The sequence below is a fragment of the Raoultibacter massiliensis genome (assembly GCF_900199545.1).
Classification (GTDB): domain Bacteria; phylum Actinomycetota; class Coriobacteriia; order Coriobacteriales; family Eggerthellaceae; genus Raoultibacter; species Raoultibacter massiliensis.
On sequence record NZ_LT962671.1, the window covers coordinates 988,664 to 1,004,814 of the forward strand.

General features: G+C 56.8%; 12 protein-coding genes. 4 read left to right on the top strand and 8 right to left on the bottom strand.

All coding sequences use genetic code 11. From position 1 onward, the window contains the following. The first annotated feature begins 2 nt into the window (after positions 1–2). Positions 3–4,937, top strand: a complete 4,935-nt coding sequence (locus C1719_RS08370) for a cell wall-binding repeat-containing protein (RefSeq protein WP_180963537.1) — start codon at positions 3–5, stop codon at positions 4,935–4,937. 164 nt (positions 4,938–5,101) lie between these two features. On the opposite strand, the gene C1719_RS08375 is transcribed toward C1719_RS08370, so the two are convergent. The 7 genes from C1719_RS08375 to C1719_RS15720 form a co-directional block, all read right to left on the bottom strand. Further along, entirely contained in the window at positions 5,102–5,995 is an 894-nt protein-coding gene (locus C1719_RS08375) for a 4Fe-4S binding protein (RefSeq protein ID WP_102374687.1), read from the bottom strand. Further along, the gene (locus C1719_RS08380; protein ID WP_102374688.1) at positions 5,992–6,564 is read right to left on the bottom strand and encodes a 4Fe-4S dicluster domain-containing protein; all 573 of its coding nucleotides are present in this window, start codon (positions 6,562–6,564) and stop codon (positions 5,992–5,994) included. Before C1719_RS08380 ends, C1719_RS08375 begins: the two co-directional genes overlap by 4 nt. 18 nt (positions 6,565–6,582) lie before the next feature. Next, a complete protein-coding gene (locus C1719_RS08385; protein WP_102374689.1) occupies positions 6,583–7,299 on the bottom strand; it encodes a TorD/DmsD family molecular chaperone in 717 nt (238 codons plus the stop codon). A gap of 102 nt (positions 7,300–7,401) precedes the next feature. Continuing rightward, positions 7,402–8,202, bottom strand: a complete 801-nt coding sequence (locus C1719_RS08390) for a dimethyl sulfoxide reductase anchor subunit family protein (RefSeq protein WP_102374690.1) — start codon at positions 8,200–8,202, stop codon at positions 7,402–7,404. Beyond that, entirely contained in the window at positions 8,199–8,837 is a 639-nt protein-coding gene (locus tag C1719_RS08395) for a 4Fe-4S dicluster domain-containing protein (RefSeq protein ID WP_102374691.1), read from the bottom strand. The genes C1719_RS08390 and C1719_RS08395 overlap by 4 nt, the downstream gene beginning before the upstream one ends. Then, positions 8,834–11,782, bottom strand: a complete 2,949-nt coding sequence (locus C1719_RS08400) for a molybdopterin-containing oxidoreductase family protein (RefSeq protein ID WP_180963538.1) — start codon at positions 11,780–11,782, stop codon at positions 8,834–8,836. Before C1719_RS08400 ends, C1719_RS08395 begins: the two co-directional genes overlap by 4 nt. Beyond that, positions 11,767–12,483 (bottom strand): hypothetical protein, encoded by a 717-nt coding sequence (locus C1719_RS15720; protein WP_102374693.1) that lies wholly within the window; start codon positions 12,481–12,483, stop codon positions 11,767–11,769. Before C1719_RS15720 ends, C1719_RS08400 begins: the two co-directional genes overlap by 16 nt. A gap of 171 nt (positions 12,484–12,654) precedes the next feature. Here C1719_RS15720 and C1719_RS08410 point away from each other — a divergent pair, with 171 nt between their 5' ends. Continuing rightward, entirely contained in the window at positions 12,655–14,127 is a 1,473-nt protein-coding gene (locus C1719_RS08410; RefSeq protein ID WP_180963539.1) for a helix-turn-helix transcriptional regulator, read from the top strand. 215 nt (positions 14,128–14,342) lie between these two features. On the opposite strand, the gene C1719_RS08415 is transcribed toward C1719_RS08410, so the two are convergent. Further along, on the bottom strand, positions 14,343–15,089 hold the full coding sequence (locus C1719_RS08415; RefSeq protein ID WP_146007873.1) for a GGDEF domain-containing protein: 747 nt from the start codon (positions 15,087–15,089) through the stop codon (positions 14,343–14,345). Between the two features lie 52 nt (positions 15,090–15,141). Here C1719_RS08415 and C1719_RS15725 point away from each other — a divergent pair, with 52 nt between their 5' ends. Together C1719_RS15725 and C1719_RS08425 are read left to right on the top strand one after the other, a co-directional pair. Continuing rightward, positions 15,142–15,309, top strand: a complete 168-nt coding sequence (locus tag C1719_RS15725) for a hypothetical protein (protein ID WP_180963540.1) — start codon at positions 15,142–15,144, stop codon at positions 15,307–15,309. A gap of 179 nt (positions 15,310–15,488) precedes the next feature. Further along, positions 15,489–16,121, top strand: a complete 633-nt coding sequence (locus C1719_RS08425) for a transglutaminase-like domain-containing protein (RefSeq protein WP_102374697.1) — start codon at positions 15,489–15,491, stop codon at positions 16,119–16,121. The last annotated feature ends 30 nt before the right edge of the window (positions 16,122–16,151 follow it).

Sequence of the window (16,151 nt, forward strand, 5' to 3'; positions counted from 1 at the left end):
CAATGGCAGCTTCGAAGCGTTTTCTCGCCGCCCTTCTCGCTATCGCCATTACAGCATCCCTTCTTCCAATTTGTCCCCGAGAGGCGGAAGCCGAGACAATAAACGAATCAGGTGAACCCGGGATAGGGTATTCCCTTTTCGAAAGTCCACTCAGCGAGGTCCCCGACGGCTTCATCGGAATCTACGATGTCGATGGTCTTCTCGCCATCGAAAACGACCTCGACGGAAAATTCATCCTCATGGACGATATCGACCTCTCAAGCTACTCTGGAACTCTTTCGATTGGAGGCTCGAACATAGGAGCCGATGGATTCACGGGCGAGCTGGAAGGCAACTGGCATGTCATCGATGGGATGAAGATATCTATCGACGAACCGGATAACAGGCAAGCCCTGACTGGGCTCTTCGGAGCTATAAGAGGCGCCTCCATACGAAATCTCGCATTCGAAAACGCCAATATCAAGTTCGTGGACCACGAACGGACCAACGACTCCATACGCTACATCGGCGTTCTATGCGGCCATGCAAAAGACTCCACTATTTTCAACTGCACCGTGGAAGGAACAGTGTACGCCGAAGACACCGGCGATGGCCTTTGGACGCGCACAGGGGGCATATGCGGCAGCGTTTCGGGAAACAGCCTGATCGAACAATGCACCAACCGCGCCTCCGTAACGAGCCCGGTTGGCTGCGGCTTCGACCTGACCAGCGGGGGCATATGCGGAGAACTCGACGGAAGCGAGGTCTCCATCCGAAAATGCACGAACTACGGAGCGGTCTCGGGAATGGATGCCGCCGGAATCTGCGGTTATGCGAGTACGAACGGATCGTCTTTCTCCGAGTGTGCGAACTATGGGAATATTACGGCGACTGCGAAAGGGGCCTCTTCCTCGGGATACGCCGGAGGGATCGCTGGATTCTCATGTTCCTCCTTCGAAAAGTGCATGAATGCCGGGGAAATCCGTGGAAGCAACTACGTGGCAGGAATTTGCGCATGGGGGCAAACCGTGCGGCAATGCTACAACACGGGAGCTGTAGAGAGCTCCAATACGACGAACGTCGAAGGAACCTATCAGGTGGCGGCCGGCATCATAGCGGGCGAATCATCGACAGACATCAGCCATGTCGTGATCACGGACTGCTTCAACACGGGAGAAATAAGGGCGATCAACACGAACGGCGACCTCGAATACGATTCGGCATCAGCCGGAGGTATAAAAGGCAGCGGAAATATGGATTCCGTCGAAGTTGCGCGATGCTACAACAGGGGAAACCTGCATGCGACGTCAGACAACCCGGCAAAAACGAAAGTCGGCCACATATGGGCAAGGGGCGACAACCATGGGGATGCGGTTCCGTCATCGGACAACTATTCCCTGGAAAGCGCCACCCTCGAAGCAGCCATAATCGATTCAACCGCTCAATGTACGGCGCTGGATGAGGAGAGTATGAAAAAGGCATCCTTGTTCTCCGGCTTTGATTTCGAAAACGTTTGGGGGATGGGGCCAGAAGATTACCCCTATCCCACTCTGAGGGGAATACCGAACGGATACGCCAGCAACGATCCGAACGGCATTCCGGATAAGCCCGTCGTGGACCCTTGGATCGAGCCCGATCCCCTCACCGCCGTTGCCGCGAGCGAACTCGCGGCGTTCGTGACGAGCGGCGGTACCGAGGGCGTGCTCGGGCAGTCGTCTATCCTACGGGAACTGACGAGCTGCGAGCTTTCCGAATGGACGGAGGCCGCAAGCTTCTACGATCGGCCGATATGGAAAGGATCGGACGCAAAGCGCTGCGACCTCATCGACCAGGAGCTTGACTCCGCCCGCGTCTTGGAGTACTCGTTTTCGCCGAACTATGTCGTCATCGAAAGCGGAAGCGGCTGCATCATCGCGTTCGGGAACCATCATGGCATGGACTTGAAGACCGCGGACGAGCACTTGAAAAACGCCTTGCAGGTTTATCGAACATATGCGGACCGATACGGAGCCGATCGCATGTTCATCACGGGAAGCGAATACGGAGGTTCGCTTGCCTCCTATGTCTGCACGCTGACAGGGGCGAAAGGCTGCATCTTCAACGCTTCGGGTGCAGGCTACGACGCGGCGGTCATCAACAGCTACCTAGATCTTGCAAACTATACGGGCGTGGATGGCATCGCCTGCACCCACTACTATACGCCAACTTATTACGACGATCGTCTGTCTTCGGGCATCCTCGGCCTGCGCGACGCGATGGACAATTTCTGGTCCTACCCGTCCATTTCGGTTGCCGACAACGGGCTTTCCGATGACGCGTCTGATATCTGCTCGATGTACTCCGCCGTGGACGGCGCCTTTACATTCAACAACCTGTTGAGGGAGGAAAGCTCACGGGCGACCGGCCGCTTTTCCATGGAGCCCTCCGCTCTTTTCAGCACGCTCGCAAGCGCCGTGCAAGGGAAACCGGATCTCTCGCTATTCTCCAAGAGCATTGTCTTATCGCTCGGAACAAGCAAGCCCGATTCCTTCAATTCCGTTTGGAACGATTCGGAGAATTGGTTCACCCAGCTGGTTCTTCTGGGAGACGCCGGTTCGGGGAGCGACAAAGCCAAAACGGGAAACTGGAACGACACCATCGTTGCCGGAGACGGAACCTCGAAGCTGAATGGCGGCTGGGGCGGCGACCTCTATGTAATCAAAGGGGAAAAATGCACTGTGACGATCGACGATTACGCCCAAACGGGTTTGCAGTCGGGCGTGAACATCAAAAAATTCTTCAATCTCGGAAAGGAATTCGTCGATTCCGATGACATCGCCTGGGGTGCCTTGAACGGCACCTACAAGATCATCAAACTCCTGGATGAAGAAAGCTTGCTCCAAAAAGACAGGTTATACCTGCCTCATGCAGAAATGAGCGGATTGTCCGTTTCGGAAACGGGCGAATACTACGTCATTGAATATGGTGAGTCCAGAATCAACCTAAACAAAAATCGCCTGTTCGGACAAGACTTCGAGATCCTCGACAAAAACGGAGATAAGACAACCCTTAAAAAGCTGATGAGCGGGAAAGCCGATTTTCGCTCGGTCCGGTCGGAGTCTCTAGAAGCCAGCGAAGGCGGCACCATTGCTTCCGTGGCCGTCAAGGGCGTCCAAACCGCGTACGTACGCGATCTGGACGGCAATATGCTGCATGAGATGGATGCCGCTTCTCCTTGCGAAACATTCGAGCCTTATGGCTATTTCTTGAGCAACGGAGAAGGGTCTTTCGAGTTCGAATACGACGCGTCCGCTGTCGAGGTATCTTTCTCGGGCGGCACGGTCACCGATTGCCGCCTGGCAAGCATGGATACGGCCGAAGATTCCGATTTGAGAAACGCGGCCACCGTGCAGGCCACTGACCTAAACGGAGACGAACTGTATGCAGATTGCTCTTCGGGCGAACCCGATCTTGTTTTACGGGATTCGGCAGGTAACGCGATCGAAAGCATTGAGCTGGACAAAACCACAATCGAGCAGCGGCCTACTGAAGACATCGGGGAAGCTGTTGCAGAAGAAATAAAGGACCAATGCTACACGGGATCTCCAATCGAACCAAGCGTCGAGCTGGCTCTTTCGGGTGTGGCGCTTGAAACGGGCGTCGACTACGACCTGCGATACGACGGAAACGTCAACGCGGGAACGGCTTCTGCGATTGCGGAAGGAAAAGGGAAATACAGCGGCAGCAAGACCATCGGGTTCGAGATTGCACCGACCTCGCTTGCCGATGCGAAGGTAGAGCTATCTTCGTACTCATTTCCCCATACTGGCTCAGCGATTGAACCGAACGTGAACGTCTCGCTCGGGGGCGTAGCGCTTACGGGAGGAACCGATTTCGAAGTTTCCTATAGCCAAAACAGCGCGATCGGAATAGCGACTGTGACAGTGACGGGTGCAGGAAATTATACAGGCACCGCGCAAACAACGTTTACCATTGAAGCCGGCGAACCGGAACCCGGGCCCGACCCCCAACCCGCCCCTGCGGTCGCAGAGCGCTGCGGGGGCGCCGACCGCTACAAGACGATGGCGCTCGTCTCCCAGCGGGCCTTCCCGCAAAGCGGGTCGTGCGGGACCGTCGTCGTGGCGCGCGGCGACAACTTCCCCGACGCGCTTGCGGCGGCGGGGCTCGCCGGCGTGAAGGGGGGCCAGGTGCTCCTGACCGACACCGATTCCCTCACCCCCGAGACGAAAGCCGAGATCAAGCGCCTCGGGGCCGCCAAGGCCTACGTCCTCGGCGACAAGAACGCGGTCTCCGACAAGACGTTCGGCGACATCAAGAGGCTCGTAGGGGGCAACGCCGAGAGGGTCGGCGGCAAAGACCGCATCGACACGGCGCTCAAGATCCACGAGGCGGGGGGAGGCGGCTGGGGGACCACCGCCATCGTCGCCACCGGCTCCAAGGCCGCAGACGCGCTCTCCGCCTCCCCCCTCGCCTACCGCCTGAAGGCGCCGATCTTCCTCGCGGATTCGGACGGGAGCCTCTCGGGAGGCACGCTCGACGCCATCCGGAAGGGAGGCTTCGACACCGTGCTCGTCATGGGCTCCGGGTACTCGGTCTCCGCGAGCGCCGAGAAGGCGCTGAAGAAGCATGCGGCGACCGTCCGCTTCAGCGGGGAAACCCGCTACGAGACCTCGAAGCTCACGGCGGAGTGGGCGCTTCGAAACGGCTTCACGTGCAGGAACGCCGTCGCGACGGCGGGGCGGGAGGGCAAGTACGCGGACGCCCTCGTGGCCTCGTCGCTCGGCGGCATCAGCGCCTCCCCCCTCCTGCTGGTGGACGACGGGGCGGACGGAACCCTCTGCGTCTCGAAGGTGATCGCCCCGCACAAGTCGCAGGCGGAGAAGGTCTACGTGCTGGGCGACAAGAACAGCGTCTCGGACGCGATCCATGCCGCCATACGGAAAGCCATCCGACAATGAGTGAAGGGGCTTGGCTCGGCATTGAGCCAAGCCTCAGAAGAGCAGCGACAGAGGTGCAAACTCTTAAGGAGACGCCATCGTAAACGGGTTCGCTCCGAACGGGGCGCAAAAGAAACAGCGATGGAACGAAGGGATCATCTTCCCCCGAAAACCCGTCGCAGCCCTCACCTCTTGGCACTGGGAACCAATAAAATAGCCCTCATGGGACAAGCGTCAACGCATGCACCGCACTGGGTGCACTCGGGTATATCGAGGCTATGGGGATCGACCTTTTCAGGGCAGATATCCACGCATACGCGGCAATCCACCCCTTGCGTTCTCAGGCAAGCGTCTTCGCCCACGCGCGGACGAACGATTCGCTTCCTGCTCGAAAGAAGCGACAGCATGGCAGATACGGGGCATACCTTAAAGCACCACGATCCGAAAATAACCAACTCGACAACAAGCACAGCGGGGAACACGATCAAGTCCCACATGAACACGTGCTGGGAAAACGCGTAGCCAATCGCTAAAACGGAGGCAAATGTCAACCCTATGGGGCACGCGAGGCAGAAGACGGGAAAGCCCAAAACGAAGCTTGAAAGCAAGGTGCCAGCAAGAACCCCGTGGCGCCCGTCTATAAGCCTGCCGTCTCGCTTGCCTCCAACTGCGGGTAACGGATCCTTGCTGCATGCTGCACGATGAGCAACCTTTCGCTCCCCTTCCAGCTGATCGCAGGAGCATGAAGCGCATTTGCTTCCCAAGCGCGCATCGTCGTTCTTCGAATCCCTCACGCCGAAGATACGGCGCACCCAAGGAGTGGGGCATATCCACGAGCAAAACGCCTTGCCTGCAATAAGGGTGATCACAACCACGATGGCGAAGCAAAAAACACCGCTCCACGTGGGAATCTTGGTGCTCAGCATGCTTTCGAGAATGCCCACCGGACACGCGTACATCAAGCCACCGAAGCCGAACGACGAATACGACCCGAACCCGAGACGAAACACGAACGACCCGATGGTTAAACCGATAACGACAAGCGCAACGAGCGCTCGCATGCGCGACATCTTCATCATGACACCATGCTTCCGACAACGCGAATCGCTCGTCTGCCATCGCCATCGTAATAGCTAAGGCTGGAAGACGGGCATGCGTATTCGCATGCTCCGCATCCGTTGCAGAGAGATTCATCGACAAGAGGTAGCCTGCTCTCGTCGTTCCACGACAATGCCTCGTAGGAGCAAGCAGGAACACATTTTTCACACGAGACGCATTTGGCCGCTTCGACCACAGCAACACCGATAAGCGGCTCAGAATCGCCATCCCACGCCTCAAGCGCGCCGGTCGGACACACCCCGACGCACTTCCCGCAGAAATCGCAGTACCCCCGTTTGAAATCAAGATAAGGAGTCCGCGCGTTGACGATGCCGTCCGAGAGGCCCGCTGGCTGGATGCAATCGAGCGGACAGCTCGACAAGCATTTTCCGCACTTGATGCAGGCACCGATGAACGCTTCTTCGCTTTGGCCACTCGGAGGTCTCAGCAACTTGCGCTCGCCTGCAAAAGCGCTCACCGCCCACCCGAAAGCCGATAGGATGCCGATCGAGCACGCTCCCGAGATCATCGCACGACGCGTAATAGACATAAGGATCGCCGCCTGCAGCTAGTGCGAAAGAGCCTGCTCGCATCCGCCGCGCAGCTCAATGCCGACGTCGTTCATGATTGAACCGTCAAGCTTCACCCATCCTCGCGTAAACTTGGCAACGCCTTGGTAAAACGGCGTTCTGCAATTCTCTTCGATGGCATCGCAAAAAACATCGATCCAGTTCAAAAGATGCTGCTCGTGGAACGACGCCTGCACATCGGCGATCCGAAGCGCTTCATCGCAATCGCCCGCTTCGATCGCCTCGTTTTGGCGCTCTGCCATAACGGCAAGAAACTCCAGTTCAAACGCAATATGATCTTCAGGCGTACGAAGATCGTCCATAGGGGAAACATGCTCGTCGTAGTATACCTTGCACACCTCGTCGCGCGGCCCCTGCATAAGCAAGCCCGTCTCGGACATAAAGACGGACTCGAAGGGGATAGCCATCCTATCGTCGTTGTTCCCAGCGGCAAGAAACGTATGGGCGTAATCGACGGCCAGTTCCTGACGTGTTCCCGAGTTGCATTTCGCAAGATACGACTTGATATCCGCCCATCCGTCATCCATATCCCGATCGCCAAGATCGAGCGAGCCGACATCCGAGCATCGGATCCGCTCGATCTGTTCGCTCGTCAGCTCTTGCCAATACAGCGATGACAGCAATCGATACAGCGCCGCCCTGCTCTGGTTCAATGTCGTTATCTCTTCGGTATGCTGTTTGCGCTCAGAAGCCATATCGCTTCGTCCTTTCCAATCCGAAGACCTTTGCCGGCCGTCCGCCCATCGGGGCGGACGGCATCGATTAGCAGCAAATCGGCGGCAAAGGTGTTTCGAAAACTAAATCATGTTGAAGAAATCGTTAATCGGCACCATCGAAAGCCACATCGCACAACGAAACGCCATCCCCGCACCCAGGGCGAGAACGCATCCCACTGCGGCGAGCGCGGTTGCGCTTTCAGGCTTCTTCATCGCAACGCCGGCGCAAACCGCAGCTGCAAGGTTGCCGACAACCGCTGCTATCGCCCACGATCCAGCCGCATTAAGAACCTCGGGGACCATGAAAACGTACAGCGCCGCAAGCACAACCCCGACGAGCGATCCCGCAAGAGCGACTTTCGCGAAAAAGGACGCATCTTCTTTCGAACCGCGAGCACCGACGAGCGCGAGGTAGGCAAGGGAGCCCATCGCCAAAGCGGTTCCCAGATACCCGAGAGGCAGCAAGGGGGTATCCCGCGCCGGGCACGAGCTCATCATGTACGACGAGCCAGCCATGAACGACAAGGCGACGCCGGCTATAGCCGAGATGACCAGAAACACTTTGCGAACCGTATCGGAAGCCTTCCTTGCATGCAAAACCAGATACACGATGGCGCACAGAGCCGAGATTCCGACCAAAACCGCTTCGATGAAAATACCTGAAGTCGGATGGCTCAAAGCTGCAAGCATGTTCTCGGGATGCGAGAGATGCAGCACCGAGGCAAAGCCGCCGACAGCCATCAGGACAAGGCCCGAAAGCATCGCGATAAATCTCGTCCGCTCCGCCCGATTCGTCCATTCCGAGATCAGCACGCATGCAAACAGCCAGCCAGCGAGCCCGGTCAACGCCGTAAACAGAACAAGGGACCACTGTATGCTCATTGCACCTTCTCCTTCCAACTGCTTTCCGGCCAATCAGGCGTTATCGGCTGCAGATTCCCACTTTCGATCCACGGGGCTATGCGTTCCGATAAGATGTAGCGCGTAGCCGGTCGATTCCCGACATCGGTCAGGCAATGAACCGAATCAGCCTCGGCTTCGGCAATGGCCTTCGCGGCAGGAGACTCCGGATCATCGAGATCCCCGTAGAAACGGGCGTCGGCGCAGCAATCCTCAACGCATTTGGGGAGTCCGCCCGACCCGGTACGCTGCGCGCAGAGCGTGCACTTCTCGACGACGTTTTCCTTGACGTTCCACGACCGCACGCCGTAGGGGCACGCCATCATGCAGTACTTGCATCCGATGCACTTGTCCTTGTCGACGAGAACGATCCCCTCTTCGTTTCGGTAACTCGCGCCCGTCGGACACACGTGAACGCAAGGAGCGTCTTCGCATTGCTGGCACTGGACGGGCAGCCAGTACACATGCAAATCGGGGAACTGCCCCATAGGCCCAACCTGCACGACCTTGTTCCAATAGCTTCCCAAAGCGACCCCGTTTTCAACTTTGCATGCCATCTCGCACGCATGGCAGCCGATACAGCGGTCAACGTTTACCACTAATGCATAGCGACTCATGATTGAGAACAACCTCCTCCAGTCGAATCAGAGGGAACAGGCATCCACGGCTCGAAGTCTGTCGGCTCGTACCAAATACCCTCGGGTTTGCTTGCCTTTTCGATCTTCACGTTTACGGCTCGCAGAGAATACGAACCAATTTCGGGATTGTAGTAGCCGGTGTTTTTCGTCAGCATGTTCACGTTCATAAGCGTCCACGACTTGCGTCCGTCGGAGCCGTCCTCGAGAAATTCCGGATTCCAGAATCGCTCCATGTACACGCACCCTTCGGGAATGCCCAGCGTAACGGTCGCCTGCGCATAGATGCCGTCGGCAGCAGCTTTCTGCCCCTCGGCCGTCAACTCGTCTCCCGGATTGAACTCGGTGGATCGACCTTCGATTGCCTGTCCGGTTTCAGGATCGATGCCCGTAGAGATATCGCGGAACACATCGAGACCGTCGGTACGGGGAGACTTGATGTTGACCCAATCCCCGTTTTCGATACCGTACTTCTCGGCATCGGCGGGAGTGATCCAAAGTTCCGGCGCGGGATAGAGCTCGCGCAGGTACGGATTGTTACGCAAGGTGCCATGGTGGTTGTGCGGAAGCCTGCCTTGCGTGAGGATCAGCGGATACTGATCGCCGTACAAGACGCCGTCCTCGGGTTCGTAGTAATACGGCATCGGGTTGTAATCGACCGACGACGACGGCATCTCGAACGCCTCTTCGCCATGACGACCGATGTAGAGCAGCTGGTCGGCATACGGCCCGCTCTTTCTCGGCGAATCGACGATATCCCGAGGCGCGGTCGTGAACCCCTTGTACAAACCGTCCTCGCCGACGGCCATGTAGTTGCGCTCATCGTACGGCCCGTCCAGATAGAACTCGTCATCGGGAGTCGTTGCAGCGGGAAGGGACTTCTTGGCTTCTTCGAAGCTGCTGTAGCCGACAAGGCCGGAAGCTTTATCGTAGTACTCTTCCACAGACTTGAACCAAGGAAGCACGCCCTCGCCGATCTTCTCCTGGTCAAACGATGCTTCCATGTTCTCGTCGTACAGATCGGTGCCCGGATGCGACATCGCCTCGGCGATCTTCGACCACATCATGATCTCGTCTGCCGCTTCGAACAACCGCGCCACAGGCTGCCTGATAAGCATGTAGTTCATGCGGGGTTGCAAGAAGAACGTCTCGAGCCACTCGCATGTCGGAAACACGATATCGGCGGCTTCCGTCGTAAACGAGGTGGGATACATAAAGCCCTGCACGATGCAATCGAAATTGGGAATCGCCTCGAGCCACGACGACGCGTTTGCAAGCGCGACCATCTTATTTCCCGAACGCTCGATCCAAACTTTCGGCTGATGGGGCTCGCCCGTCAACGCCGCGGAAAGGCAGGTGGGCGTATGGGAATGCTGCCATTTGCCCAACGCCTTATGCTCGGTGTAGCCGAGACGGTGGACGATCTCTTCTTGCGGGTAGAACGGGTAGTTGGTCGGTCCGAACAGCGCCGGCGGGTTGATGATCGATCCGAGCGGGTCGACGCCCAGGTCAATCGAGGGGCAGCCGTAGTGACCGAGGTGCGCTGTCATCGAATCGAGCGCGGCTACGCCGAGAGCCGCCTGAACGGAGTTCGGCTGCTGGTCAGTCGCCACGCCGATCACGATTCCACCATGGCCGCTCGAGCAATAGATCTCGATAGCCTGCTTTATCTGGTCGGCATTACATCCGGTAACCTCGGCGGTTTTCTCGAGCGTCCACTCAGCGCAGCGGTCTTTATACGCCTGGAAGGCCGTCTTGCATTGGATGACCGATCCGTCCTTGAGCGTGACGTCGAACGTACCGAACAGCTCGGGCTGATACTCCGCCTCGTTGTCGGGGCCAAGGGCGAACGCCTTCGTCAGACCCTTCTCCTTGTCGTAATAAACGTAACCTTCGTTTTCGACATCGCAATCTTCGAACACATCCGAGGCCCTGAGAAGCATGCCGTCGGTCGTCAGATCCTGGGCTACAGGCGGGAGCTTGACGCCGTCGCGCGCGTCGACGAGGAACGGGAGGTTGGTGAACTTCTCGGTGAACGTCTCGTATCCGGGAATCTTCTCGTACAGCTTGTTCTCGATGATGTAGTTCATCCATCCGAGCATCATCGCTATGTCGGTGCCGGGCTTGATGGGCAGCCATACGTCCGCCTTCGAGGCATCGGGCGTCAATCGCGGATCGATGACTATTGTCTTGCAGCCCATCTTGCGCAGCTTCGTCATAACCATGCCGGAAGCTGCCGGGGAGTGCCATGCGGGGTTGGTTCCCCACAGCACCACTACCTCGGCCTGGTCTTCGTATTTTGCGGGCTTGAAGAGCTCGACGGTGTTCATGTCCGCCATCGACGGAGCGGCGCATCCGCTTACCTTGTCGGTCGCCCAGAATCGGGGGAGCCAGCATTGAGCCTGCCCTGGCTCGAACAGATCTCCAGCACCCCAGAAGTTGCGGAATCGGTTGATGGAGAAGAACTGCGGGTTTCCACCGCCGCCTGTGGTGCACAGAAGACCGCGCCGACCCGTTTTGTCCCTCATCTCGATCAGAGCTCGGGCAACCTTTTCGGCTGCGTCGTCCCACGATACGCGCTCCCAATCGTTTCCGGGCTTTGCACCCACGCGAACCATGGGGTACTTAAGCCTGTTCGGATGGTACAGGGCCTGGATGCCCGCAAGGCCCTTTGGGCAGATCCTTCCCTCGGTCAGAACGTCGATGGGATCTCCTTTGAGCTCGACAACGCGCCCGTTGCGCACGGTCGCGATAATTCCGCAGTTGTTGATGCAGGCGCGACAACAGGTATGGATCTCCTCCACCTCGTCTTCGGCCCATGCCCTCTGCGTTTCAACCATGTTGTTCACTGTAAGACCGCTTGCAGCAGCGACGCCCGCAAGCGCCGCGAGCTTCGTGAAGCCGCGTCTTGTTATGCTATACGACATGCACAATCCTCCTTTGTGCTCCCTGGTTGCATTTCTCCCTCTCGTCTCATACGCTCGGCAAACTGCCTCCCTTCCTCCGTTGTCGTCCATGCTTTCTTCCAAACCAAGCCACCAGCCCTCTCGAGCTGCGACACAAAATAATCGGCCTCCAAAACGCTTGCATCGGAAGCGATGCAGAGCGTTTTCCTTTCGCTTTTATAGGAGCGTTCTATTTGCGCGTACGATTGCGGCTTGACGCATAGTTCCAGAAAGAAGAGGAACGCCTCGCTGCGCAACGGCTTCGCGCGCAGCAGCGATTCGAGTCGAATCAGAGGGTGGAATGCTTCTGCGGCCAAAGACCCCGCCGCCGTAGTGACGAGCACCTGCTCTTCGCCGTCAATCAATCCCTGAGGTTCGGATGGGGCGGCCGTTGCTTCGATACCGCCCGCATCGACTAAAAACCCGATGAGTGTTCTCGGTGCCTGAAGAATCTGCCCGTACGTCATTTCCGGTTGGCGGGCTATAAAGGCCTCGACTTCTTCGAATCGACGGGGTTCGCCACAGTGCAAAAGCGTCCTGTAGAGCATCTCTTGGTGCTTGCGGTTGCGCTCGAGAGCTGACGCGACTCGGGCCGCTCCCTCGCGAGCGGCATCCGCTTCGCGATCGCGATCCAGGCCGTTCTCGGCAGTCCCCTCAACGCTGGCTTGGCTATCGTGATTCATTCGTCTCCCTTCTCTCAATCCGCACCAACCATACCGAGGGGCGAAACGGATCGCATAGAGAGGCGCGGACTAAACGTTCTCGCTCGATTAGTTCTTTTCGAACTAATCCCGTAGAACCATGATCGGTTATGCTTTATGTCACGAGGAGATAGGTCGCTTACTGGGGGGATTATGAAAAACGTACTTGGGAAGCTTTTTGCTCAATATCCCAGCCTTAACTATGTTGGGCTTGCGTTGTGGCTTGGATGGTCGGCAGTTGCCTTTTCGCGGGCTTTCGAGTTCTACGATTTCATTTCGGCGTCGAACGTATTCGGACTCTTCACTTTTATCCAGATCGGATCGATCGTCGTCTTCCTGCTTGCTGCGGTTTTGCCCGAGCAGGTATCGTCACGGCTTCTATCCCCTTCGGCGCTTTTCGCTTCGGCAGGCGTTGCGACGCTCTGCATCGTCTCAACCATCGCTTTATTCGAGCTGGCCGACGAGGGGGCAATCGGCTCCAGCTCCTATGCCGCCATCTACGCGATCGCAAGCATCCTGACGGGAGCGAGCCTTGTTCCTCTGTTCCTGAAATGCATCGTTCCGTTTTGTTCCCAAGCTCCCAAACGCGCAACCCTGCGATTCGCGCAAACGCTTTTCCAGTCCGGCTTGTACTATTTCCTCGTCGTCGGATCCCCGCGCATTTTCTCTCTCGTCCTATTCTGCTTGACGCCGTTGCTTATCGTCATCCTGCAAATACCAACGAGAAGCAGCACGGCAAAGCCTTCAGCTAAATCTACCTCCCAATTCAACCGCCCCTTCATCGGTCTGTTTGTCGCTATGACCATCTACGCAATAGCCATGAGGATATTCGAGCCCTACGTCGCCTCCGTGCTTCCAAGGGATTCGAGTATGTTCGTATCGTCCTTCTCGATCTGCCTTTTGCTCATAGTGACGATCGCCCTCGTCTGCGCAGTTGTCACCGTTAAAGGAGCCTTCCCTTTCGGGCGGATATACCACTTGGCGATCGCATTGCTTCTGGTAACCGTCTTGTCGCCGTCGGTATTCAACTCGTCGCCTGTGATGCTCAGCATCCTTTGCCTCGCCATTGTTCATTTCCTTACCATGCTATACCGTTGCATTCTTGCCTATATCGTTTTCCAATCTGGCATGAACCCAATGAAGCTTTTCGGATTCGGCATGGCGGCGATATCGCTAGGAAGTCTCATCGGCAACGTAGCGGGTGCGTTGCTCATTCGCGTCGCCTCGGAGCTTGAGCTTCTTTACCTTCTGTCTTTCGCAATGGTCTTTCTTTGCATCATTGCTGCGTTTTTGATTTTCCCCGAATCGAAGATGAAGGCGCTGCTACTCCCTGTTGACGAACCCGCCCTCGATGCCCTTGAAAACAAAGAGCGCCCTGTAAAATGGTGGATGGAGGCGGCCGAGCGAGCCGCCCGGCAAGGACGGCTTTCCGAAAGAGAGAAAGAGGTCTTTTTCTTGCTGGTTCGCGGTAAAAGCACGCAACAGATCGCCGACAAGCTTTTTCTCTCGCCTTATACCGTGAAGGCGCATACGCGAAACATCTACGCCAAACTCGACATCCATTCTCGCAACGAGTTAAACGACTACGTCGACAAGCAGATAAACGCCAGCCAACCATTGCCCTAGCACTCCCTCGACAAGGGATCTTAGATTAGAGGCCTTGCCTGCCTTGCGAATACGCCTCGAGAAGCGCACGCTCGAATTCAATTACAGGCATGCCTCGGGGGGATTAAGAGTCTGCGGATATTGTTAATCCATGGTCCGAGTTGTTGCTGGATTGGTTTTACCTGCAAGAAGCTGATCGAAGCGGGCTATCGTATGGCGCAAAATGCAACGCTTTTCTATTTGATCTTGAAGCCATTGCGTGCAGCTCGCCTGGGATCGAGCGCAGGGTGCTTCTCGTAGTAGTTTTGTTTCTGCTTATACATTCGCCGATCCGCACAGGAAACGGCATAATCGACAAGGCAAGGTTCCACGGCATAGAAAAGTCCCGCGGCAACAGGACAGGAGCGTTCGTCCAGGCGCTCGCACGCATCGCGCGCCTGCCGCATGAAGGCCGATTCGCTTGTACTTGAGTTTATCGCCAAGAACTCGTCCCCGCCGAGGCGATAAACCGATGACCCATCGAAGGCGCTTCTGAGCACGTCTGCAACCATCGAAAGCATCGAGTCCCCCTGTGCATGCCCTTCGCTGTCGTTTGCCTCCTTCAAACCGTTCAGGTCGAGGTAAGCCACGCCAAATCCCTTTCGCGGCCCCTGCGCGTCCAACGTCTCCATGTCGGCGATGAACCGGTTGCGGTTTTTCAAACCTGTGAGCGAATCAGTGAAGCTCATGACCTTGAGCCGATCTTTCAGTGCATAATAGCCGCCTAGGTTCTCGTTGTAGCGAGTCCATGCGTAATAAGAATCCCGCTTCAAGAGGTTATTCGTGCAAAACTCGCAGGGGGCATCGACGCCCGTGATCGCTTCGTAGCATTTTCGTCCTTCGTAAGGCCCTCCGATAAGCCGACGCACGGCGTCGTTGGCGTACAGCATGTCGTACGTTTCGATGTCGGAAAGGGAATCTCGATGCCGAATGCCCGTTCGCACCGAGCGGCGCCATGGTATGCTTGTTTCGTCGTTATCCGTCGAAGGAGTGAAGATGAAAATGCTCGGAATGGGGATTCCTGAAATAATTATCGTGCTTGCACTGTACGCCTTGGTGATCTTCGTCTTCTACCTGATCGTAAAGAAAGCGGTCAAAAACGGCGTGATCGAAGCGCACAACCAAATCGAGATGAGCAAAGGGAAGTCGCCAAGCGAACGGTAAACACGCACGAGAAGAGCCTCTGCCGCGCATTCAGAGCAGTCTGCCATCCTCCGACGAGGCGGTGTCGGTGAGCGGATCGGCATGGGGAAAAGAGGAAATCCAAAGAATTTCACCTCTTCCCCATTTCTTCAATTATCATGCATTAGGAAGCATTTGCCATAACGACTTTGGAGTGTCTCATGGAGATGGTAGAACCCGTTGCAAGCATCGATGAATACCTTGAAAGCACGGCTTACGTGGGAAGCAGATCGGATGCCATCATCCAAAAGGCGCAGGAGCTCTGCAAGGGACTCGTAAGCGAGCCGGAGAAGGTTGCCGCCTGCTTCGCTTACGTCCGAGACGACGTGGCTCATACGGTCGATATCGGCGAAAGCACCGTCATCAGAACGGCCGAAGACGCGCTCTTCCAAGAGCATGGCACGTGCTACACGAAAGGCATGCTCTTGGTTGCCCTGCTCAGGAGCTTGGAGATCCCTGCCGGTTTCTGCTATCAGCGGCTTTTCGAGAACTCTGACGACGATCCGCATTTCTTTCTCCATGGATTGACGGCTTATTGCTCGGCAGACCAAAACTCGTGGATAAGGCTCGATCCCCGTGGCGGCTCGAAGGAGGTCGATGCGCCGCGGGTTGATGCGGATCTTGTTTCCCGCGATTACCTTGTCTTTCGCATAGACGAATCGATTGGCGAAGTGGATTATCTTACCGTGCTTCCTCGTCATCCCGATCAGGTGCTTGCGATTCTCGAGGTAAGCAGCAACTGCATAAGAATGATAGAGCAGGACCTTCCCACTATGCTCGACACCTCGGCGTAGACAGCGTCGAATCGCCATCGCCAATGCATG

What these genes read in the sequence shown, in the direction of transcription:
- C1719_RS08370 (WP_180963537.1), top strand. Translation starts at nt 3, where the DNA reads ATGGCAGCTTCGAAGCGTTTTCTCGCCGCCCTTCTCGCTATCGCCATT.
- C1719_RS08375 (WP_102374687.1), bottom strand. Translation starts at nt 5,995, where the DNA reads ATGATGAAGATGTCGCGCATGCGAGCGCTCGTTGCGCTTGTCGTTATC.
- C1719_RS08380 (WP_102374688.1), bottom strand. Translation starts at nt 6,564, where the DNA reads ATGTCTATTACGCGTCGTGCGATGATCTCGGGAGCGTGCTCGATCGGC.
- C1719_RS08385 (WP_102374689.1), bottom strand. Translation starts at nt 7,299, where the DNA reads ATGGCTTCTGAGCGCAAACAGCATACCGAAGAGATAACGACATTGAAC.
- C1719_RS08390 (WP_102374690.1), bottom strand. Translation starts at nt 8,202, where the DNA reads ATGAGCATACAGTGGTCCCTTGTTCTGTTTACGGCGTTGACCGGGCTC.
- C1719_RS08395 (WP_102374691.1), bottom strand. Translation starts at nt 8,837, where the DNA reads ATGAGTCGCTATGCATTAGTGGTAAACGTTGACCGCTGTATCGGCTGC.
- C1719_RS08400 (WP_180963538.1), bottom strand. Translation starts at nt 11,782, where the DNA reads ATGTCGTATAGCATAACAAGACGCGGCTTCACGAAGCTCGCGGCGCTT.
- C1719_RS15720 (WP_102374693.1), bottom strand. Translation starts at nt 12,483, where the DNA reads ATGAATCACGATAGCCAAGCCAGCGTTGAGGGGACTGCCGAGAACGGC.
- C1719_RS08410 (WP_180963539.1), top strand. Translation starts at nt 12,655, where the DNA reads ATGAAAAACGTACTTGGGAAGCTTTTTGCTCAATATCCCAGCCTTAAC.
- C1719_RS15725 (WP_180963540.1), top strand. Translation starts at nt 15,142, where the DNA reads ATGAAAATGCTCGGAATGGGGATTCCTGAAATAATTATCGTGCTTGCA.
- C1719_RS08425 (WP_102374697.1), top strand. Translation starts at nt 15,489, where the DNA reads ATGGAGATGGTAGAACCCGTTGCAAGCATCGATGAATACCTTGAAAGC.